The 19,167-nt window shown below is 54.2% G+C and carries 19 protein-coding genes; 4 read left to right on the forward strand and 15 right to left on the reverse strand.

The window, feature by feature from the left end; translation table 11 throughout:
* Nucleotides 1-13 precede the first annotated feature (13 nt).
* Complete coding sequence (locus Q3O59_RS03820) at nucleotides 14-622, reverse strand: arylesterase (protein WP_305944305.1); 609 nt, start codon at nucleotides 620-622, stop codon at nucleotides 14-16.
* Between Q3O59_RS03820 and Q3O59_RS03825 the strand changes: the two genes are divergently transcribed.
* Entirely contained in the window at nucleotides 621-1,343 is a 723-nt protein-coding gene (locus Q3O59_RS03825; protein WP_228590193.1) for an ABC transporter ATP-binding protein, read from the forward strand. The two genes, Q3O59_RS03820 and Q3O59_RS03825, sit on opposite strands and share 2 nt — an antisense overlap.
* Complete coding sequence (locus Q3O59_RS03830; protein ID WP_305944306.1) at nucleotides 1,333-3,813, forward strand: ABC transporter permease; 2,481 nt, start codon at nucleotides 1,333-1,335, stop codon at nucleotides 3,811-3,813. The genes Q3O59_RS03825 and Q3O59_RS03830 overlap by 11 nt, the downstream gene beginning before the upstream one ends.
* Nucleotides 3,814-3,879: 66 nt before the next feature.
* Here Q3O59_RS03830 and Q3O59_RS03835 read toward each other — a convergent pair whose 3' ends face one another.
* Both Q3O59_RS03835 and folX read right to left on the reverse strand, forming a co-directional pair.
* On the reverse strand, nucleotides 3,880-4,773 hold the full coding sequence (locus tag Q3O59_RS03835; protein WP_305944307.1) for a TIGR01777 family oxidoreductase: 894 nt from the start codon (nucleotides 4,771-4,773) through the stop codon (nucleotides 3,880-3,882).
* Nucleotides 4,774-4,846: 73 nt separating this feature from the next.
* Nucleotides 4,847-5,209: a dihydroneopterin triphosphate 2'-epimerase gene (gene folX / locus Q3O59_RS03840; RefSeq protein ID WP_228590187.1), complete on the reverse strand. Its 363-nt coding sequence runs from the start codon at nucleotides 5,207-5,209 to the stop codon at nucleotides 4,847-4,849.
* An 86-nt stretch (nucleotides 5,210-5,295) separates the two neighbouring features.
* Here folX and Q3O59_RS03845 point away from each other — a divergent pair, with 86 nt between their 5' ends.
* A complete protein-coding gene (locus Q3O59_RS03845) occupies nucleotides 5,296-6,357 on the forward strand; it encodes an AI-2E family transporter (protein ID WP_305944308.1) in 1,062 nt (353 codons plus the stop codon).
* Between the two features lie 5 nt (nucleotides 6,358-6,362).
* On the opposite strand, the gene Q3O59_RS03850 is transcribed toward Q3O59_RS03845, so the two are convergent.
* From Q3O59_RS03850 to Q3O59_RS03870, 5 genes are read right to left on the reverse strand one after another with little or no spacing between them, the layout of a single operon-like run.
* Entirely contained in the window at nucleotides 6,363-6,764 is a 402-nt protein-coding gene (locus tag Q3O59_RS03850; RefSeq protein ID WP_305944309.1) for a hypothetical protein, read from the reverse strand.
* Between the two features lie 29 nt (nucleotides 6,765-6,793).
* A complete protein-coding gene (locus Q3O59_RS03855; protein WP_305944310.1) occupies nucleotides 6,794-8,116 on the reverse strand; it encodes an ATP-binding protein in 1,323 nt (440 codons plus the stop codon).
* Nucleotides 8,117-8,123: 7 nt separating this feature from the next.
* On the reverse strand, nucleotides 8,124-8,801 hold the full coding sequence (locus Q3O59_RS03860; protein ID WP_305944311.1) for a response regulator transcription factor: 678 nt from the start codon (nucleotides 8,799-8,801) through the stop codon (nucleotides 8,124-8,126).
* Nucleotides 8,801-9,055: a PepSY domain-containing protein gene (locus Q3O59_RS03865; RefSeq protein WP_228590177.1), complete on the reverse strand. Its 255-nt coding sequence runs from the start codon at nucleotides 9,053-9,055 to the stop codon at nucleotides 8,801-8,803. The genes Q3O59_RS03860 and Q3O59_RS03865 overlap by 1 nt, the downstream gene beginning before the upstream one ends.
* A 56-nt stretch (nucleotides 9,056-9,111) precedes the next feature.
* Nucleotides 9,112-9,627, reverse strand: a complete 516-nt coding sequence (locus Q3O59_RS03870) for a glycine zipper 2TM domain-containing protein (protein ID WP_305944312.1) — start codon at nucleotides 9,625-9,627, stop codon at nucleotides 9,112-9,114.
* A gap of 294 nt (nucleotides 9,628-9,921) precedes the next feature.
* Here Q3O59_RS03870 and Q3O59_RS03875 point away from each other — a divergent pair, with 294 nt between their 5' ends.
* Complete coding sequence (locus Q3O59_RS03875; protein ID WP_305944313.1) at nucleotides 9,922-10,239, forward strand: ComEA family DNA-binding protein; 318 nt, start codon at nucleotides 9,922-9,924, stop codon at nucleotides 10,237-10,239.
* Nucleotides 10,240-10,288: 49 nt separating this feature from the next.
* Here the strand turns inward: Q3O59_RS03875 and Q3O59_RS03880 are convergent, their stop codons facing one another.
* The 7 genes from Q3O59_RS03880 to Q3O59_RS03910 form a co-directional block, all read right to left on the reverse strand.
* Nucleotides 10,289-11,509: an EAL and HDOD domain-containing protein gene (locus Q3O59_RS03880; RefSeq protein ID WP_305944314.1), complete on the reverse strand. Its 1,221-nt coding sequence runs from the start codon at nucleotides 11,507-11,509 to the stop codon at nucleotides 10,289-10,291.
* 131 nt (nucleotides 11,510-11,640) lie between these two features.
* Nucleotides 11,641-13,176: a sodium/proline symporter PutP gene (gene putP / locus Q3O59_RS03885; RefSeq protein ID WP_305944315.1), complete on the reverse strand. Its 1,536-nt coding sequence runs from the start codon at nucleotides 13,174-13,176 to the stop codon at nucleotides 11,641-11,643.
* Nucleotides 13,177-13,306: 130 nt separating this feature from the next.
* Nucleotides 13,307-14,917: a BatD family protein gene (locus tag Q3O59_RS03890; RefSeq protein WP_305944316.1), complete on the reverse strand. Its 1,611-nt coding sequence runs from the start codon at nucleotides 14,915-14,917 to the stop codon at nucleotides 13,307-13,309.
* 17 nt (nucleotides 14,918-14,934) lie between these two features.
* On the reverse strand, nucleotides 14,935-16,773 hold the full coding sequence (locus tag Q3O59_RS03895; RefSeq protein ID WP_305944317.1) for a VWA domain-containing protein: 1,839 nt from the start codon (nucleotides 16,771-16,773) through the stop codon (nucleotides 14,935-14,937).
* Nucleotides 16,760-17,749, reverse strand: coding sequence for a VWA domain-containing protein (locus Q3O59_RS03900; protein ID WP_305944318.1), 990 nt, complete (start codon nucleotides 17,747-17,749; stop codon nucleotides 16,760-16,762). The genes Q3O59_RS03895 and Q3O59_RS03900 overlap by 14 nt, the downstream gene beginning before the upstream one ends.
* Nucleotides 17,742-18,233 (reverse strand): DUF4381 family protein, encoded by a 492-nt coding sequence (locus Q3O59_RS03905; protein WP_305944319.1) that lies wholly within the window; start codon nucleotides 18,231-18,233, stop codon nucleotides 17,742-17,744. The genes Q3O59_RS03900 and Q3O59_RS03905 overlap by 8 nt, the downstream gene beginning before the upstream one ends.
* A complete protein-coding gene (locus Q3O59_RS03910; RefSeq protein ID WP_305944320.1) occupies nucleotides 18,226-19,167 on the reverse strand; it encodes a DUF58 domain-containing protein in 942 nt (313 codons plus the stop codon). Before Q3O59_RS03910 ends, Q3O59_RS03905 begins: the two co-directional genes overlap by 8 nt.

The following is a 19,167-nucleotide window of genomic DNA, read 5'->3' on the forward strand; positions in this document are numbered from 1 at the left end:
TCAAAACTCAAAACTACTCTCCCACCAGTCTCGCAAACCAAAGCTTCATCTGCTGTTTAATCAGCGGCTGTGCCTCCCGGTTCGGGTGAATGCCGTCTGGCAGCATCAGGTCATCATCCAGGGCAATTTGTTCCATAAAAAAGGGCCAGAGTGGCAGCTGATAACGCTCAGCCAGGGTGGGGTAGAGGGCTTCAAACTGGCGGGTGTAGCGAGGGCCTAAGTTCGGTGGAATGCGGATCTGCATCAGCAGCGCCTGAGCACCGGCATCCTGACTGAGTGCAATCAACTGACTCAGGTTGTGTTCAAGCTGCGGAATGGCAAAGCCACGCAGCCCATCGTTGCCACCAAGCTCAATCAACACATAATGCGGTTGATGCTGCTCAAGCAAAGCAGGTAAACGCGCCAGGCCACCGGCCGAGGTTTCACCGCTGATGCTGGCATTGATGATCGTCAGCGGGACTTGCTCCGTATCCAACCATTGCTGCACCAGATAGACCCAACCTTGCTGCTCCTGCATATTGTAGGCAGCACTCAGGCTATCCCCCAGCAGCAACAACCTTTTCGGCTGCGCATAAGTCGTGGTACTGTAAACAACAAACAGCAGAATTAAGAAAGCACGCATGACATCATCACCACAAATTGAGATTAAAGCGACCGGTTTGACAAAACGGGTCAAACTGACTGAAGGATCACTGACTATCCTGAATGATTTGCATTTAACAATCAAGCGGGGTGAGTCGGTTGCCATAGTGGGTGCTTCCGGTTCCGGTAAATCGACCTTGCTTGGGATTTTGGCTGGCCTGGATACAGCTTCAGAAGGTGAAGTCTTTTTAGCAGGGCATCCGCTGCATCAATTGGATGAAGACAGTCGGGCAGGGCTGAGAGCCAGTCATGTGGGTTTTGTTTTTCAGTCGTTCTTACTGCTTCCTGGCCTCACGGCGCTGGAAAACATCACCTTGCCTGCGGAGTTGGCTGGTATTCACAACGCCAAAGCCCGTGGTTTGGAGTTGCTGGCCAAGGTTGGCCTGTCAGAGCGCCGTGATTTTTATCCGACCCAGCTGTCCGGCGGTGAGCAACAACGGGTGGCCATCGCCAGAGCCTTTATTACCGAACCGAGGATTTTATTTGCTGATGAGCCTTCGGCCAACCTGGATGAGAAAACCGGTTTGCTGGTCGAGGACTTGCTGTTTGAGTTGAATCAACAGCAAGGCACCACTCTGGTGTTGGTCACCCATAAAACCGAGTTGGCAGAGCGCTGTCAACAGCAGTATCTGATGCACCATGGCCAGTTGGAGCAACAAACCGAACTGGCATCCATTTCGGAGCAGCGCCATGTGGGTTAGCATTGCCTGGCGGTTGTTTTGGCGTGAATTAAAGCGTGGCGAGCTGTGGGTAATTGCTTTTGCGCTTTTTCTGGCGGTTTTTTCCGTGGTGATGCTGACCGGCATTACCGAAAGTGTGCGCTCGGCCCTGTATCAACGCAGTGCCAGCTTTCTGGCGGCCGATTTGGTGCTGCGCTCCAGCCGGCCTTTTCGGGATGAGCTGCTGCAGGTCGCTGACGATCTCGAGGTCCAACAGGCGCAGCAAATGCTGTTTGACTCCATGCTGTTTTCTGCCGAAGAAATGCAGTTGGTCACTGTCAAAGCGGTGTCCAGTGCTTACCCTTTGCGTGGTGAGCTGGTGCTGCGCCATGGCAGTGAAGTAGGGCAAGGCGTCTCTGGTCGTTTTGAGCCGGGTGATATCTGGCTGGAGCCCAGGTTGCTGAGTCTGTTGGCGGTAGAGCCTGGCGATTCACTGGAATTGGGGATGGCCCAGCTGCGGGTGGCTGGCATCATTGAAGCCGAGCCCGATGCACCGCTCAATGTGTTTGGTGGCAATCCCAGGGTGCTGATGCATCTGGACGATGTGGCCGCCACCGAAGTGGTGCAGCCAGGCAGCCGTATTGCCTATCGTTATCTGTTTGCCGGCTCTGCTGGTGCCTTATCGGAGCTGCGGCAACAGTTTGATGACCGTTTATCGGTGCATGAACAGTGGCAGGAGCTGGATCCGGAAACAGCGATAGGCGCCGCTATGGAGCGGGCAGAGAGCTTTTTGCTGCTGGCGGGCCTGTTAGGTATTGTGTTGGCCGCCAGTGCTTCTGCAGTGGCAGCCAATCGCTATCGGCAGCGTCATGCCGAAGCAGTTGCGGTGATCAAAGCGCTGGGCGCCACCACCGGCACCGCCCGGAAAATTTATTGCAGTCACTTGCTGCTGGTGAGCTTGCTGAGCTCTTTGCTGGCCATTGGCGCTGGCCTGGTCTTGATGGTATTGGTGCAGCAGGGCATTCAGTTGTGGCTGGAAGATTACCAGCCGGTATTCAGCAGTCGTCCTTTGTGGATGGGGGCCTTGACCGCTGTGATTTGTGCTGGTCTGTTTTCAGCCCGCCCGGTCTGGCAACTGGCTGTGGTTCCTTCCATGGCGGTGCTGCGTCAATTGCCGGAATGGCGTTTTGATGTCTGGCATTTGCTGACCGGCGCCCTGGCGGTCTGGTTGTTGATGTGGCTGTTTAGCAAGGAGCTGATGCTGAGTCTGATCCTCTTTGCCGCTTGCGTGCTTTTTGCATTGATTCTGATGGGGCTGGCGGCTGTGTTGGTACGGGTTGCCCGGCCGATGGCGGCTGGTCAAAGTTCGGCGCTAAAACTGGCACTGGCAAATTTACGTCGCCGTTTGTGGCAAAACAGCTTTCAGTTGCTGACCTTCAGCATGGCACTCTTTTTGACCTTGTTGCTGTACTTTTTACGGATGGAGCTGCTGGAGCAATGGCAGCAGCAGATCCCCGAAGGGGCGCCCAATCAGTTTTTGGTTAATATTGCCGAGCACGAGCGTTCGGGCATTGAGGCCTTCGCAGCCGAGCATCAATTAGAGCTTGATACCTTTTATCCGATTGTGCGAGGGCGCTTAACCGAAACCAACCAGCAGCAATTGCGGCAACGGGCCAGCAAAGAAGAAGACACCGAGCGGGTGGGCGTAGGGCGTGAGCTGAATCTGACCTGGGCCTCAGAGCTGCCCGCCAACAACAGCGTGCAGTCAGGCCGCTGGTTTACCGCGGAAACTGCCGCCGAGGTATCGGTGGAGTCTGAGTTGGCTGAGCGGCTGGGCATTGAGCTGGGTGATGAGTTGACCTTTTCTATTGGTGGTCAGACGGTGTCGGCCAGTGTGACCAGCATTCGGTTGGTGGACTGGAATACGCTGCAACCCAACTTCTACATGATTCTTAGCGCGGATTTGCTGGCGGACTTTCCGGCCAGTTACCTCAGTGCTTTTTATCTGGATGCGGAGCGCGCTGCTGTGCTGAATCAGCTGAACCGGCAGTTCCCAACGGTGATCGTGCTGAATGTGGATGCCATTATCCAGCAGGTGCAGGATATTATTGCCCAGGTGACGGTTGCTCTTAGCAGCATCCTGTTGCTGGTATTTGCTGCTGCCGTGCTGGTGCTGGTGGCTCAGGTCCAGGCAACCATGGAGCAGCGTGAGCAAGAGCTGGCCATTTTGCGTACTCTGGGCGCACGTTATGCGTTCTTACGCAATGCGATGTTGCTCGAGTTTGCCGCCTTAGGGGCCCTGGCTGGTGTGCTGGCAACCATTCTGGCTGAGTCGGTGTTGGGTGTGTTGCAGTACCGGCTATTCGAGTTGCCGTTTCAGTTGCACTGGAACCTGTGGTGGATAGGGCCTGGCTTTGGCATTTTGGTGGTGACCCTGCTGGGCTGGTGGCAGTTGCGTCAGCTGCTGGCAACACAGAGTTCGGTGCTGATGCGGCGGGCTATTTATTCTTAGGTAGATAGCTGAAGACACAAATCAAGGCAACGCGTCCATGTCGGTGGCTGCGTTGCCTGCTTTTGTTCAGAGCGCCAGTTGCTGCAGGGCCTGACGCAAGTCCGGGTAGCTGAATTGGAAGCCAGCATCCAGTAGCTTCTTTGGGTAGACGTTTTGTCCATACAGCAGCAAATCGCCCATTTCACCAAACAATAGCCGCACCATGAACGCAGGCATGGGCAGTAACGCAGGGCGTTTTAGTCGCTCAGCCAGCAGTTCGGCAAAGCGTTGGTTCGAGACGGCTTTGGGAGCAGTAGCATTGATTGGGCCATCCAACTCACTGTGCTGCAGCAGGAAGTCGATAATGGCCACCATGTCGTCCAGGTGGACCCAGGACATCATCTGCTGACCATCGCCGATACGACCGCCTAAACCAAAACGAAAAGGTGGCAGCATTTTCTTTAAGGCCCCCCCATCTGCTGCTAGTACGATACCGGTTCGCAGCAGGCAGACCCGGGTACGATCACTGGCAGCTCGTTTGGCCAGATTCTCCCAGCGGGCACAGACATCGTGGCTAAACTCTGGGTAGAAGTCCTGATGGGATTCATCAATGCAGTGGGGATCCTGACGACCATAGTAGCCAATGGCTGAGCCGCTGATAAACACCTTGGGTGGATTGCTGGCTTGCTGTATCAGGGTGCTGAGCTGCTCTGTGATGGCCCACCGGCTTTGGCAAATGCGGTTTTTTTGCGATTTACTCCAGCGCTTGTCGGCAATGGGTTCACCGGCCAGGTTCAGCACGGCGTCATAGCGGTTAATGTCCAGGCCGGTCAGTTGTTCGCAGCTGCTGACATCATGACCAAACAGGGTCTTTACCTTAGCGGGTGACCGACTAAGCACGGTGATGCTGTGATCAGGCAACCAGCGCCGGATCACGGCCTGACCGATTAAACCGGTACCACCGGTGATAAGCAGATTCATGGCCTGGCTCCTGTGCGTCCTTTCAAACAGTATAGTCGATAGCCGACTTCCATTCTGAGATGCGGCATCTGAATTATTTTGTCACCGACAGAGTGAGTGAAACTGAGTCGGCAAAACGCAACGCATGCGGCTTGTCGATTTCGACTTCAGCGTATCGGACTGAAGGGTGTTCGGCGGCAATGGCCAGCACATCGGCAGTCAGTTTTTCCAGCAGGGCAAAGCGGTTGTCCTCGACAAAGGGAATGATTTTTTTGGTGATGGTGCGGTAATTGAGCGCTTTGTCCATATCATCACTGTTGGCAGCATCATCTGCTACGTATTGAATTTTGGCGTTGATTACGACATCCTGTTTATTCTTTATTTCATCGTCGTTAATGCCAATGTAGGTGCGAAGGCGAAGGTTTTTAATGCGAATGATGGCTGGGTTTAATTCCATGCGCTAAAACTCCATAATTTTTAGTTGGCTAGCCAGTTGCTTTACGCCTATTAAGCCTTTGCCGATCAGACAATGCAAGGAAGTTTATGAATTTACCTGAAGCTCAAACCACCCGGGTATTGGTCGCTTGTGCCGCCCTGGTGGTCATCCTGGCGGGCATTAAAGCCGCCGCAACCATCGTGGTCCCTTTCTTGCTGGCGCTGTTTATTGCCATTATCTGCAGTCCGCTGATTCAGTTGCTGCACCGTTGGCACTTGCCAAAAATGCTCGCTATCCTATTGGTTATTTTGCTTATCTTGGTGGTGGGTACGTTTTTCGCCACCATTGTAGGCCAGTCGCTGACCGATTTGACCCGCAACATGCCGGAGTATCAGGTACGACTTAATGCGGCGGTGTTGCAGTTGTTGAATTGGCTGGCGGAGTACCATCTGGTGGTGGAGCCGCGCCAATTGCTCAGTCAAATTAACCCAGGCTCAGCCATGACACTGGCAACCAACCTGTTGGCTGGTCTTGGCACCATGCTGACCAATACTTTGCTGATTCTGTTGATCGTGGTGTTTATGCTGTTAGAAGCGCATAGCATCCCGGCCAAAATCAAGCTTGGCATGCAGCAGCCCGAGCAAAAGTTGCAGCAAGTGCAGCGCTTTTTGCAATCGGTGAATCGGTACATTGCCATTAAAACCATGATGAGTGCCTTAACAGGTGTGGTGGTCGGCTTGATGCTGTGGTTATTGGGGGTGAGTTACCCCTTGCTGTGGGGCATGCTGGCTTTTCTGCTCAATTACATTCCTAACATCGGCTCTATTATTGCGGCCGTGCCAGCGGTGCTGGTGGCTTTAGTGGATGGGGGATTAAGTCTGGCTTTTGCAACCACCCTGGTTTTTGTAGCCGTGAATCTGTTGGTTGGCAACATGCTGGAGCCGCGTATCATGGGGCGGGGCCTGGGGCTGTCCACTCTGGTGGTGTTTCTATCCTTGATTTTCTGGGGCTGGATGCTGGGAACGGTTGGGATGTTGCTGAGCATTCCGCTGACGATGATTGTAAAAATTGCGCTGGAAAACAGCCCCAACGGTCGCTGGATTGCCGTTTTGTTGGACTCCGAGGAGCAAACTCAACAGCGCGACGATCTGAAAAAGCCGTTGCTCTAGTGATGCTAGCGCGCGGCCAGCGATTCCAGCTGCTCTGCCCGTTGCAAAATAAGCTGCAACTGGCAGCGCTTGTAGTAGGCCGCACCCAGTTGAACATCTGGCAGTTGCAGTTGGTATTGCCAGCGGCAGTGCTGCTCTTTCAATTGTTGGAAGCTTTCGGTGGCCGCCTGAAAGCTGTTTAAGGCGGCGGGGCGGCCGGTTCGTTGGCTGTGCTGCTGCAACACAAACTGATGATGTTGCTGCCATTGTGCCAGTTGTCGTCTGGCAGTGACCAACTGCTGGTCGTAACAGCTCAGCTGTTGGTGATAGCGCTGCTGTTGCGGACCGGATTCTGGCCAGGGGCACTTTTCTTCAATGGCTGCGGTGTGCAAGGCGACAGCGAGCATACTCAGGCTAAGAATCGTCATGCCAACCTCCGAGTTGGGGAATAGAAGAACTAGTTGTCCGGGAATTGAACGGTAAAGCAGGCGCCACCCAAATCACTGTTGCCCACCTCCATCGATCCATTATAGGAGCTGACCAACTCGGCGACAATGGATAAACCCACACCATGGCCTTCCTGATAGGTATCGAGCCGGGTGCCACGCTGAAAGAGCTCTTTGCGACGATGCTCGGGGATGCCAGGGCCATCGTCTTCAATCACCAAAGTCAGTGGCTCCGGGCTGATGGTGAGTTGCACTTGCTGTCGACAAGCTTTGCAGGCATTGTCCAACAGGTTGCCTAAAATCTCCATCATATCGGTTTCATCGCCTTTAAAGGCGATACCTTCCGGACTCTCCACTCTGATTTGACAATTTTTATGCTGATAAATTTTTGCTAAGGCTTTGACCATTTTATCCAGCAAAGGCTGCAATAAAATCTGTTTCTTCCAGACATCCTGTCCTGAGCTGCTGGCGCGCTTTAATTGGTGATCGATCATGGCACTGATGCGATCCAGCTGCTCTTTTAATTCGGGTTGCTCACTCAAAGGTGAGGTGTTAAGCACCGCCAACGGTGTTTTTAGCGCGTGGGCCAGGTCGCTCAGGTGATGGCGATACCGTTGCTTTTGCCGGTTTTGGCTGGCCAGCAGTAAGTTCAGATCTTCTTTTAATGCGGTTAGCTCTGATGGGTAACGCCCGGTCAGTTGTTCTTGCTTGCCGCTTTCGACCCGGCGTATTTCATGATCCAGTCGGGATAACGGGCGGGTGGTCCAGCGGTAAGCCAGCAACATCACCAACAACAGCACCAGGGCGATCCCCAGATACCAGCGGATTAAGGTACGCAAAAAGCTTTGGTGAGGGGTATTTAGTAAGTGATCTGCCTGCACCACATGCACCGTCAGTGGAATGGTGTAATTGCCCTGGTCAAACAGCAAGGCAATGGAGAGCACCCAAAACTTCTGCCCCTGCTGCACTTCGGGGCGAAAGTCGCTTTTACCGGGCAACAGCTGCAGCAAGGCTGGTTCAAACTGCTGGGTGATGGAGGAGTCGGATTGCCAGAGAATATCCGACTCGTTGGTGATAAAGGCGCTGAGTCCCGAATTGGGCCGGGAAAAATCGGGCGCCAGGGCTACATTGCTTAGCTGGACCTTATCGGCAGACACCTGTATTTCCGATAAAATAGCATACAGATGCACCTCCAGCTTTTGCTCGGTGTTGGTGACCAGCTGGGTGTAAAAAGCGCGCTCAATGGCAATGAAAGAGCCTGGTAGTAAAAAAGCGAACAGCAGCAGGCTGATTAAACCCTGCCGCAGTTTCAGCGATAAAGACAGAATAGACATGCGCGGCTCAGTTGACCGCTAAGGTGAAGCGATAGCCGCGGCCTCGAAGAGTTTCAATCGGTTTCAGTTCGGCTTCCGGATCGAGCTTTTTTCGGAGCCGCAGTACGAAAACTTCGATCACATTGCTGTCCAGATCAAAGTCCTGATCGTAAATGTGTTCGGTCAGTTCGGTTTTGGAAATGACTTTATTGGGGTTCATCATAAAGTATTCCAATACCTTGTACTCATAAGCCGTCAAGCTGATTTCCTGCTCATGCAACCAGACTTGTTGAGTTCGGCTGTTCAAAGCAATGGGGCCTGCGGCCAGGGTAGGATCGGGTTGGCCAGCTGCGCGGCGTATCAGCGCATTGCAACGTGCCAGCAACTCTTCCATATGGAATGGTTTGGTCAGGTAATCATCGGCACCTGCGTCGAGGCCTTCGACTTTTTCCTGCCAGCTGCCACGAGCCGTTAAAATAATGATGGGGGTTTTTATGTCTTTTTTCCGGGCTTTGCGGATCAGGCTCAAACCATCCAGATGTGGTAGCCCCAAATCGATAATGGCCAGATCGTAGGGGTATTCGCCAAGTTTGAAGTCGCCATCCCGGCCATCAAAGGCCATATCGACACTGAATTGTTGCTCTGTCAGATGATTGCGGATCTGATTGGCCAACAGTTGTTCATCTTCTACCACTAAAATACGCATTAGCCTTCATCCCTTGTTACCCGGCCGGTTCGACCATCCACCACCACGGTTACTACCCGACCATCGCGTTGTAAAATGCGAATGCGATACTGCTGCGATTCTGTTTTCACATTAAGAACCCGGCCGGGAAATCGCTGCACAGCAAGCTCCGTAGCCTGCTCTTTGCTAATCGCTGGGCTGTTGTTGGCGCTTAGGTGCATCGGCAGGATGCAGAGCATGACAACCAGGGCCAAAATTGCGGTACGACGTAACATAGTTAGCTCCACCAAAGAGTTCGCTGATTGACCTGCATCCTTCCTATTCCTGTTGCTTAATAACCAGGCCGGACTGAGATCTGGACCGGTAAACGCGGACCTGGATCGTAGTCCAACATGGTTTGATAGTGACGGCCACGAAGTTGATAACTCACCTGATAGCCATCAAACACCTGGCGATACTGTACCGAACTATTGACGACCCGGCAACGCTGTTGATGCACTGCGGCGGGCTGATTATTTTGCCGTTGGATATCGCTGACCACAGCGCCACCTAACACCGCGCCTGCCGCCATGCCGACGCGCTTGTTGCTTTTGTTGCGACCCAGGGCATGACCAAGAGCGCCGCCAGCAATGGCGCCAAGCACTACTGGCGTTTGATCGTTTCGCTGGGCACCACGGTAATGAACGGTCTCGGTGTGGCAGACCTCTTGTGGAGTCCTGGTCGCCACCGTACGGTAGATGGGTTCGACTTTGGTGACACGGGCATACTCAATATGGCTGCTGTGCGCGAAGACAGAACCGGCGGTCAGGCCCGAAAGGGCAACAATGACAGGAAGTAATTTCAACATAGACACCTCGCTTGTGGCTTTCTGGTTGGCATCATCACTTCTGAATTGAGCTATGGATGAGCGACCAATAACATTTACAGCTTAGTGGCAAGATGCTTAATTTTGGCTGAATCATGGCCGAGAAAATTTCGCTTATTTTGTGTTTAAAATTTGATCATAATTTATTTTGGGTTATATTTGAAAAATCCCGGTTAAATTTGTGGGGTTTTAATGATTCATTTGCGTGACGCCGGGAGGCAAGTTGTTGAAGCGGTCTAACCCTAGGGTTAGAAGCCCCAAAAAAGGAGTTTAACAATGAAAAAAATGCTTTTTGTGTTCGGTTTTACCTTTGCGCTTTTAGCGGCCAACCAGTTGTGTGCACTGGAGGTACAGCCACAGCAGCAGCTGGAGCAATCGCAGCAATTGGCTGGGGTGCAAAAAATCGATTTAAATCGGGCCAGTTCAGATGAGCTGGCATTGATTCCGGGTATTGGTCAGCAAAAAGCCATTGCCATCCAGCAGCATGTTGCCGAGCATGGCCCAATTCGCAGTGAGCAGGAGTTGCAGGAGGTCCGTGGTATTGGACCCAGGTTAGCAGCAACGGTAGCGCAGTACGTGCGTTTTGAGGACTAAAGTGAAGACAGCCTCCTGCTTCCGATAAAAGCAGGGGGCTTTGTAGGGATCAATTGTCGCCCATAACCTTCATCTGTTCGTTGGCCCAGTGGATGGCTTCGTGGTAGGCATCCGGTACTTTGTCTACTGGCAGTTGCAAGGCTTCAATCTGTTGTTTGGCGCCTTGCCAGTCGGCTTGCTCATATAGCTTCATTAGTTTCATGTAATCAGCCAGAACCCCTTCCTGATTCACCAGGGCATCTTTGATGTCTTTGGCCAGCGGTAACTTTTCCATCACAGTGGCAATGGGTTCATCGAGTAGAGCATCCATTAACGACATCATGCCGGTTAAGTAGGCTTTGGAGCTATCGGTGCCGTGCAATTGAGCAAGACCCTCGGCAAACTTGGCTCTTGTCATGGACAGTCGCATTAGCTCGGCAGGTTTATCGCTGCTGATTTGAGCGGTAAAGAGCAGTGAAAGAAAGCGTTTTAGCTCTGCCTGGCCCAGCACCACCAGGGCTTGCTTAATGGTGGCAATTTCGGCCCGGCGTTTAAAAATGGCCGAGTTGCTGTAGCGCAGTAGTTTGTAGGACAAGCTGACATCGCGCTGGAAAACTTCGGTAATGGTGGTGAGATCCATTTCAGCCTTGGATGTTTCATACAAAAGTTCGGCCAATGTCATTTGTGCCGGCGACAAGGCTTTGGTTTGCATCATCTCCGGCTTGGAGAAAAAGTACCCTTGAAAGTAACTGAACCCCAGCTCCATGGCCATTTCAAACTGTTCATTGGTTTCCACTTTTTCTGCCAGTAGCTGGATATGCGGGAAATCGGTAATCGCAGTTTTTATGGTCTGGATGGTTTCGAGGGGGGTGGTTAAAAAGTCGATCTTAATGATGTCGATAAAAGGGTAAAAGTGGCGCCAGACGCCCTGGTGTTCGTAATCATCCAATGCCAGGATGTAGCCGTCTTTTTTCAACTGTTGGCACTCGGCTAGCAGCCGTTTACCGGGTTGAATGGTTTCTAAAATTTCGACCACGATTTGCTCTTTTGGCAGCATCCGCGGGTACTTTTTTTGCAGGGTTTCCAGCGTAAAGTTAATAAAGCCGGGTTTATCACCGAGAAAATCTTCAATACTAAAGGAAAATTGACTGCCTTCGATCATCTTGGAGGTGGCCTCATCGCCATCAATCCCAGGGAAGACGTTATCCAGACTGTCCCTGAACAGCAGTTCGTAGGCAAAAAGTTCTTTATTGCGATCGAGAATTGGCTGGCGAGCCGCGTAGAAGTACATGGAAGCTTGGGTCCTCAGATTGATGCTGGCAGGCCCTATATCCTACCGAAGACTGTAAGTTAGTTTATAGCTGCTTGTGCATCAGGAAACAAGTAAAAAAAAGCCCCTGACCTTGAATCAGGGGCGATGCTTTATTCCATGTCGCTGGTTAAGCGTTGTTCCATTCGTTCAAAGTCTTGTTGAATGCTGCTGGCAGGGGCTGCAGTCGCCTTACTAACCAAAACAATGGCGATGGCGCTGAGCAATGCTCCCGGCACAATCTCATACAAGTAGCTGCCCAGGCTCTCGCCACCAATGGTTACCGGAGCGTAGATCCAGAACAACACGGTGGCCGCACCTACCAACATACCGCTGAGGGCGCCGGCGTAGGTCATGCGCTTCCAGTACAGGCTAAAGATAATCAGGGGACCAAAAGCAGCACCAAAGCCAGCCCAGGCATTGCCCACCTGCGAGAGCAGGTTCTGACTAGGGTTCAGCGACAAGGCGATGGCTGCTGCCGCGACAATCACCACGGAAATACGGCCGACCAGCACTTGTTCGCGGTCGGATGCATCACGGCGCAGAAATGCCAGGTAAAAGTCTTTGGTCAAAGAGCTGGAGGTGACCAGCAGCTGTGAGGATATGGTGCTCATAATCGCTGCCAGAATGGCGGCCAGTAAGAAGCCACCGACCAGCGGATGGAACAGGATCTGTGACAGTACGATAAAGATGGTTTCCGGGTTGGCCAGCTGGCCCTGTGCATCCAGATAAGCGGCCGGTCCAAGCACGCCGGTCTGAGTATTCATATAAACAGCCCCGATGATGCCGGTCAGCATGGCGCCTATCAGGGCCACTATCATCCAGCTCATGCCAATACGCCGCGCTACTTTAAAGTCTTTAATGGAACGAATGGCCATAAAGCGGACGATGATGTGTGGTTGGCCAAAATAGCCCAGTCCCCAGGCGAGCAATGAAATCACACCAAGGAAGGTGGCGCCGTGCCACGGGTCCAGCATGGGCTGATCCATCCGGGCAATCTCTGCCATCACCGGTTCGCTGCCGCCTAAAATCATGAAGGCGGCCACCGGCACCAACACCAAAGCAATAAACATAATGCAGCCTTGGACAAAGTCGGTCATGCTGACCGCCAAAAAGCCGCCAAACAGGGTGTAAGCAACAACAACACCTGCGGTCAATAGCAGGCCCACTTCGTAATTCAAACCAAAGGCATTCTCAAATAAAGTGCCTCCGGCGTAGACTCCGGCAGCGGTGTAGAGGGTGAAAAACACAATAATCACCACCGCGGACACCAACCGCAAAGCACGGCTTTGATCATTAAAGCGGTTTTCAAAATAATCGGGCAGGGTAATGGAGTCTTTGGCGACATGTGTGTAGGTGCGAAGCCGTGGCGCTACGATGCGGTAATTCAGGTAGGCGCCAATCACCAGGCCGACGGCTATCCAAACCTCGGAAAAGCCTGCGACAAAAAAAGCGCCGGGTAAGCCCATCAGCATCCAGCCACTCATATCGGATGCACCGGCTGACAAGGCGGTGACACCAGGGCCTAACTGACGGCCACCCAACATGTAGCCAGAGACATCGCTGGTTGAGGTGCGGTAGGCGTAAAGACCGATGCCAAGCATGGCAATAAAATAGATGGCGAGCGAAATAAAGGTGCCAGTTTCCAAAATAGTCTCCTGTTGGTTACTCAGCTGCTGTTGTTGTTTTTGTATGGATAGCCTCATGCTAACAAGCTGAGCGCAGAAGCGCCACCCCCCCATGCTGTCAGCAGGGGGGTGGCAAACCAGGGTGTCTGACCTAGGAGTAAAGTGGCTTCAATGGGTTTGGTGTGGTTGCAGAGTCAGCAATGGTTGGCCGGAAGCTTTGCCAGGCTTGCCATAACGCCTGACCTTGCCAGGGGCCGGACTCTGGATGGTAGAGCGCTTGATTTAACTGCAATAGCTCAGTCCGTAGTGGCTCATCGACGTGATCGGCCAGCGCATGCAAGGTGCGGATCTTTGGGTTTAACTGCTGTTGTGCCCAATACAACAGACAATCCCGGGCCACCTGCGGTTGGTTGTATCGGCAGGCTTTTTTAAGCGCTGCGGGGTTAAAGCTGTCTTTGGTCTCAGTCTGGGCAATGGCTTTAGGGCGACGCCAAAACCAAAGCAAAACCAGGGTGCTGAGCAGCCATCCCAGCAGCAACAGGCTGCTGATGTGCGTCCAGCGCCAGGGGGAGGGCGCTTCAAGTCTGGTGCTGTCTTGTTGCGGAGCGCTGAGCTGTTGCACCGCTGGTTCATCAGCCGTGGTTGTAACCGCTGGTTGCACCTTCAATGTTCTCGCCGGCAAGCTGGCAAAGTCGACCATCTGACGCTGGCTGTTCCACCAGGCGACTTGCAGCTCGGGCAGTTCAAGGGTGCCGCTTTCTGTTGGGATCATCGACAAGGTATAGCTTTGCTGCGCCACCAGCCGGCCATTGCGCTGGGCGCCCTGGCGCTCTGGTGGCTGGCTGAAAAATCGCACTCCAGCTGGGGCATCAAACTCAAGATCGGGCAACTGATTCGGAGCTACATCCACTGCCGATAACGTAATAGTGCGGGTAATGGGCTCACCTTGTTGCAGTTGGCTTACATCAGCGGACCATTCCTCATGCAGGGTGACCAGGCCGGCGACCAGCCATTCACCGGGAAAGTTGGCAGGAATGGGCTGAACGTCCACCTCGATGGTTTCGGCATGCTGCAGCACCGTGCGGGTGCGTGCAAAAAAGTTGCTGCGGCTGCTGTCTCTGTCCAGCAATTCGCCAGTAAACTCGGGGGCCCTAATGCTGAACTGGCCGCTACGCTGTGGCGTGATGGCAAAGCGGCGGCTGATGGTGCGGTACCGCACGCCATCGACCAACTGACTGCCTTCTTCATCCCGACCAATTTGTTGCACTCTAGCGCCTTCCATTACGGGCTCGGACAGGTTGCCGCGTTGCAAGTCGCCACGGTAAAAAATGGTGACGGTGTAATAACCACTTTGCTGCACATGCAGTTGGTCTGGCTCGAACTGAACTTGCAAGAAAACTTCAGGACTGGCATCGCCACTGGCTTCAGCCGCAAGGACGGACAGTTCAATCGGCTCGGAACGCGCCTGACCAAGCTCAAACGCCGGGATCCTGTATTGGCCCGGCTCTTTGGGGAAAAGCGTTAGCCGCCAACTGGTGCTAAAACTGGCCTGGCCGTTCACCACCCGGGTGCTTTGGCTAACGGAGGGCACCGTGATACGAAAATCCTGCTCCAGTTGCCTGAAGTTCAATTGATCGGCATTTAACCGGGCATTGGCGGTGACTTCCAGCACAATGGCTTCACCGACCATGGCTGGATTTTTATCGACACTGGCGGTCAGCTGGGTCACTTCTGCCAACGACCAACTGCTGATCATAAGCATGCAAACACAAAAGGCTCTTACCATTCTTCCCGTGCTCCTGTTGGCAGTTGTTGTTGCCTGCGTCGCTGGTGTTCAAGGTGCAGGCGATTGCGCAGTAATAACGAAGGATCATCTTGTACCTTACGCAACATATTGTTGAGTTCCTGATGTTGCTCCGGATCGGCATCCGGCCAAGGAGACTCGACGATTTGCCGTTGTTGTTCAGCTGCTTCTTGTTCGGCTCCGGCTTCGGCACTGGCCTGATCCTCTTGCCGGGCATCGCCTTCATCTGGCTCTGTGCCCTCATCCTGCGGATCTTCAGCTGTTGCGGATTCCGAGCCATCTTGTTGTTGCTCGGTGTCCGGCAGTCCGTCGGTGCTGCCATCTTGCGATGAACTGCTGTGCTCATCTTGGGACGAGTCGGAAGACTGGCCATCATCACTTTGTTGTTGCTCTTGCTGCTGGGCCTCTTCAGAAGATTCCGGTTGCTGCTCTTCTGCTTGTTGCTCCTCAAGCAGCTGCTGTATCAGTTCGGCGTTGCGCGCTGCTTCTGCCAGACCAGGCTCTTGTGCCAATGCGCTTTGATAGGCGCTGAGTGCCTCTTCCAGCAGCCCCTGTTTTGCCAGGGCATTGCCAAGGTTATGCGACTGCCGGGCACTGGGGGTCTGCTCGTTGAGGGCTGCCCACTCTGTTGCGGCAGTGGCATAGTCGCCAGCCCGGTAGGCGGCCTGAGCACGCCAGTCGGGATCGCGAAAAAGCCGCGCTGCCCGCTGGTAGTCGCCTTGCTGGTAAGCCTGCATCGCAGCTTGATTGTCGGTCTGAAACCAGCTGCGGCGCTCTTCTGCCAGCACACCTGGCGGCAAGAACAACAGACAGAGGATCAGCAGCTGCCCTCGTTTTCCCAGCCAAAGCGCCAGTGGCAGCAGCAGCCAAACCAGGTAGACAGCTTTATCCTGCCAGTCATCACCGAAGCTGTGCAGCCGCTGTTCGGCGCCCTCTGAGCCGCGCACTGCCGGCTGATTCAGAATGGCGTTGATGTCGGCATCGGACACTTGGGCCTCACTAAAGACGCCGCCGCCACGCTGAGCAAGCTGTCTGAGCTGGGGCAGGGGAACGCGCGGCAGCACCAGTTGATTGTTGTTGTCACGCAAAAAGCGACCATCGGCCAATTGCACCGGCGCGGCTTCCTCGGTGCCAAAGCTGATAATAGACAGCCGATGGCGCATCTGAGCGATTTGATCGAACAGAGCGCGCTCACTGTGACGTTCGAAGCCATCAATCAGCGCTACGATGTCGCCACGCTGATAGCCGGATTGCTGCAACAAGCGATCGGCTTCTTTTAGCGCAGCCAAAAAGTTGGAACCTTGCGAGGGCATGATGTCCGGTGTTAAGGCTGGCAGCTGCAAGCGGACATTGTTGTGGTCTGGCGTCAGCGGGCTGACCACGAAGGCATCCCCGGCAAAAGCGATCAGCGCCAACTCGCCTTCTGGCAGAGCATCGATAAAGTCCATCGCCTTAAAGCGCGCCTGGCTAAGGCGGTTCGGCGTCATGTCGGTGGCGTACATCGACATCGACATATCCAGGATCAGCACCGTGGCCTTATTGACGCTGATGGCTGGCTTTTCAATGCGTTGCCAGCTAGGCCCTGCCAGTGCAATGGCCGCCAGCAACCAGCACCATGCCAACAGTGGCAGCGCAAAGCGGGCTTGTGGCTGCTGTGAGCCGCCCAGTAACTGCGGCTGCAAGTGGTGTGCGATTAAGCGTTGCCAGGGGCTGTGTTGATTGCGAAAACGCCAGAGCAAAAGCAGCATCAGCACCAGTGGGATCAGGCTAAGCAGCCAGTAGGGCCTTAGCCAGTGCAGGTCAGCGAGCCACATTTAGCACCTCCCGCCAGCGGATTTGCCACCAGGCCAGCGCCAAAGACAGCAGTAAAGCGGTAGCCAGCGGCCAATGCACCAGACTGCGTTGTGGTCGGTAGCTTAGGGTTTCGCGTTCAATCGGTTCCAGCTCATCCAACAGCCGATACATCTGTTCAAACTCTTCCATGTTGGTGGCCCGAAAATACTGGCCACCGGTTTCCTCGGCCATTCGAATCAGCAGTGGCTCATCCAGATCGTGCGAAGGGTTCACCACCCGGGGGCCAAACAAGCCTTGTTGCACCATTTCCGTGGCGCCAATGCCAACCGCATGAATACGCACCCCGGCGGCTTTGGCCAGTTCCAACGATTCTTCCGGGCTGATATTGCCGGTGTTGCTGGCGCCATCGCTTAAAAAGACGATCACCTTGTTGGAGCTTTCCAGTTCATTAAAGCGTTTGACTGCAAGACCAATGCCCTCGCCAATGGCCGTGCGCCGGCCGGCCATGCCCACCACGACTTCATCCAGCATTTTTTGGACGGTGGTCAGATCCAGCGTCAACGGCGTCAGTTGGTAAGCAGCATCGGCAAAAAGGATCAAGCCAACGCGATCACCCTGACGGCGTTTTAAAAAGTCGCGGGTCAGAATTTGCACTGCTTCCACCCGATCGATGCTTCGCCCTTGCCAGTGCATGTCTTCAATGGTCATGGAGCCCGATAAGTCAATCACCAGCATAATGTCCCGGGCTTGTTGCGGAATTTGCACCGGCTCGCCATACCAGCGCGGCTCGGTGGCAGCAACCAGCAAGCAAAGCCAGATCAAAGCTGCGCACCAGGATCTGGCACGGCGCCAGCTGGCCTCAGTTTGAGGGCTTTGACTGGCCAGCTGCAGCAAGGGCTTGAGTTTGAGAGCCTGACCGGATTCTGCTCTTTTTCCCCGTATTAGCCAGGGTAAGGGCAATAGCAGCAACAGCCAGGGCCAGCTTAGTTCAACCATGGGGCCCTCCGTCCAACTGCTGCAGCTGCTCTGCTGTTTGCTGCGCAAGCCAGGTATTGGCCAGTCTGGCAAAGCGTTGTGCCAACTCAGGCTCGGGTGTTTGCTGGTAGAGCAGGGTGGCTAAATCCGGCCAGTCGCCGGGGCATTGCTGCTGCAAAAATGCTTGCCACTCGGCCACCGGGCAGCCAAGCAAGGCGCTATGGGGGGCATAATGGCGGATCAGCCGCTTTAACAGCTGGTTGATGCTGGCGGCATCTGGCTCTGTCTGTTGGCTCAGCTGCTGCAGCTCATGACGTGCAGCGGCTAAGGCAGCCTGCTGTTGTTGCTGAAGTCTGCGCTTGCTGGCCAGCCAGACCACCAGCGCAGCCGCCAATAAAGCAAGCAAGGCCAACAGCCACCAACCCGCCGCGATACCGGTTGCTGGTGCTTGCCCGGCTTCGACGATGTCGGCCAACTCTGCCAGTAAAGGATGCGGTTCAGTCATGCCAGCTCCGTGTTAATTGCTGCACCAAAGGCTCGGCAGCGCTTATAGCCAGGTAGCGACAGCCCAGCTGTTTCAGTTGTTGCTGTACCGATTGCTGAGCTTGGTGTTGCCGCTGTTGGTAATGCTGCCGGATACGGCTGCTGGTCAAGTCCAGCCAGCCCGATTGTTCTCCATCGGTGACCCGTGCCTGACCGCTGCCGTGCTGCGGCAAGGTGCGCTCCAGTGGATCGTGCAAAGCGGTACAAACTACCTCATTGTGCTGGCGGATGGCACTTAAATGACGCAAGGCTTCCTGATCAAGCTGATGAAAATCAGACAGCACAAACAACAGACTGCCGGGTCTTACCAGCCGGCGCATCTGGCCTAATGCCTGAGGAAATGTCAGCCCAAAACGACCGGATGTTGGGTTGTGGACCGCCTGCAAAGCATGCAGGTAATGCAAGACGCCGGCGGAGCGACTGCGGGGCTTGAGTTCCAGGTGATGGTGCTCGCTGAACACCAAACCACCCAACTTATCGCCGCTGGCCTTGCTGTGCCAGCCAATCAGTGCAGCCAGGTGGGCGGCCTGCACCGATTTAAACAGCAACTGGCTGCCAAAATGCATGCTGTCGGATAAGTCGGTCAATACAAAGACCGGCCGTTCCTTTTCTTCACGAAACAGTTTGGTATGGGCTTTGCCGGTGCGGGCGGTAACCCGCCAGTCAATGGTACGGACATCGTCGCCTGGCTGGTAGTGACGAACCTCATCAAACTCCATGCCACGGCCTTTGCTGCGTGCCAGGTAGCTGCCAGCCAGCTTGCTTTGAATGTGCTGCTGTGGTCGCAGATCCAACAGTTTGGTGTAGCGCTGATACCAGAGCAATTCAGGCAGGCTCAGGCTGACACCAGTCGCGGCCAGCTGTTGCAACCAGTCGGATGGGTTGAAGTCGCTCAT

The sequence above is a fragment of the Alkalimonas delamerensis genome, assembly GCF_030717955.1.
In the GTDB taxonomy this organism is placed as follows: domain Bacteria; phylum Pseudomonadota; class Gammaproteobacteria; order Enterobacterales; family Alteromonadaceae; genus Alkalimonas; species Alkalimonas delamerensis.

Excerpts from the sequence above, each read along its gene's own strand:
- Q3O59_RS03825 (WP_228590193.1), top strand. The coding sequence starts at position 621 with ATGACATCATCACCACAAATTGAGATTAAAGCGACCGGTTTGACAAAA.
- Q3O59_RS03860 (WP_305944311.1), bottom strand. The coding sequence starts at position 8,801 with ATGCGTATTTTAGTGGTAGAAGATGAACAACTGTTGGCCAATCAGATC.
- Q3O59_RS03910 (WP_305944320.1), bottom strand. The coding sequence starts at position 19,167 with ATGAGCGACTTCAACCCATCCGACTGGTTGCAACAGCTGGCCGCGACT.
- Q3O59_RS03820 (WP_305944305.1), bottom strand. The coding sequence starts at position 622 with ATGCGTGCTTTCTTAATTCTGCTGTTTGTTGTTTACAGTACCACGACT.
- Q3O59_RS03895 (WP_305944317.1), bottom strand. The coding sequence starts at position 16,773 with ATGTGGCTCGCTGACCTGCACTGGCTAAGGCCCTACTGGCTGCTTAGC.
- Q3O59_RS03880 (WP_305944314.1), bottom strand. The coding sequence starts at position 11,509 with ATGTACTTCTACGCGGCTCGCCAGCCAATTCTCGATCGCAATAAAGAA.
- Q3O59_RS03900 (WP_305944318.1), bottom strand. The coding sequence starts at position 17,749 with ATGGTTGAACTAAGCTGGCCCTGGCTGTTGCTGCTATTGCCCTTACCC.
- Q3O59_RS03865 (WP_228590177.1), bottom strand. The coding sequence starts at position 9,055 with ATGTTACGTCGTACCGCAATTTTGGCCCTGGTTGTCATGCTCTGCATC.
- Q3O59_RS03905 (WP_305944319.1), bottom strand. The coding sequence starts at position 18,233 with ATGACTGAACCGCATCCTTTACTGGCAGAGTTGGCCGACATCGTCGAA.
- Q3O59_RS03850 (WP_305944309.1), bottom strand. The coding sequence starts at position 6,764 with ATGACGATTCTTAGCCTGAGTATGCTCGCTGTCGCCTTGCACACCGCA.
- Q3O59_RS03845 (WP_305944308.1), top strand. The coding sequence starts at position 5,296 with ATGAATTTACCTGAAGCTCAAACCACCCGGGTATTGGTCGCTTGTGCC.
- Q3O59_RS03835 (WP_305944307.1), bottom strand. The coding sequence starts at position 4,773 with ATGAATCTGCTTATCACCGGTGGTACCGGTTTAATCGGTCAGGCCGTG.
- Q3O59_RS03890 (WP_305944316.1), bottom strand. The coding sequence starts at position 14,917 with ATGCTTATGATCAGCAGTTGGTCGTTGGCAGAAGTGACCCAGCTGACC.
- Q3O59_RS03855 (WP_305944310.1), bottom strand. The coding sequence starts at position 8,116 with ATGTCTATTCTGTCTTTATCGCTGAAACTGCGGCAGGGTTTAATCAGC.
- Q3O59_RS03830 (WP_305944306.1), top strand. The coding sequence starts at position 1,333 with ATGTGGGTTAGCATTGCCTGGCGGTTGTTTTGGCGTGAATTAAAGCGT.
- folX (WP_228590187.1), bottom strand. The coding sequence starts at position 5,209 with ATGGAATTAAACCCAGCCATCATTCGCATTAAAAACCTTCGCCTTCGC.
- Q3O59_RS03870 (WP_305944312.1), bottom strand. The coding sequence starts at position 9,627 with ATGTTGAAATTACTTCCTGTCATTGTTGCCCTTTCGGGCCTGACCGCC.
- Q3O59_RS03875 (WP_305944313.1), top strand. The coding sequence starts at position 9,922 with ATGAAAAAAATGCTTTTTGTGTTCGGTTTTACCTTTGCGCTTTTAGCG.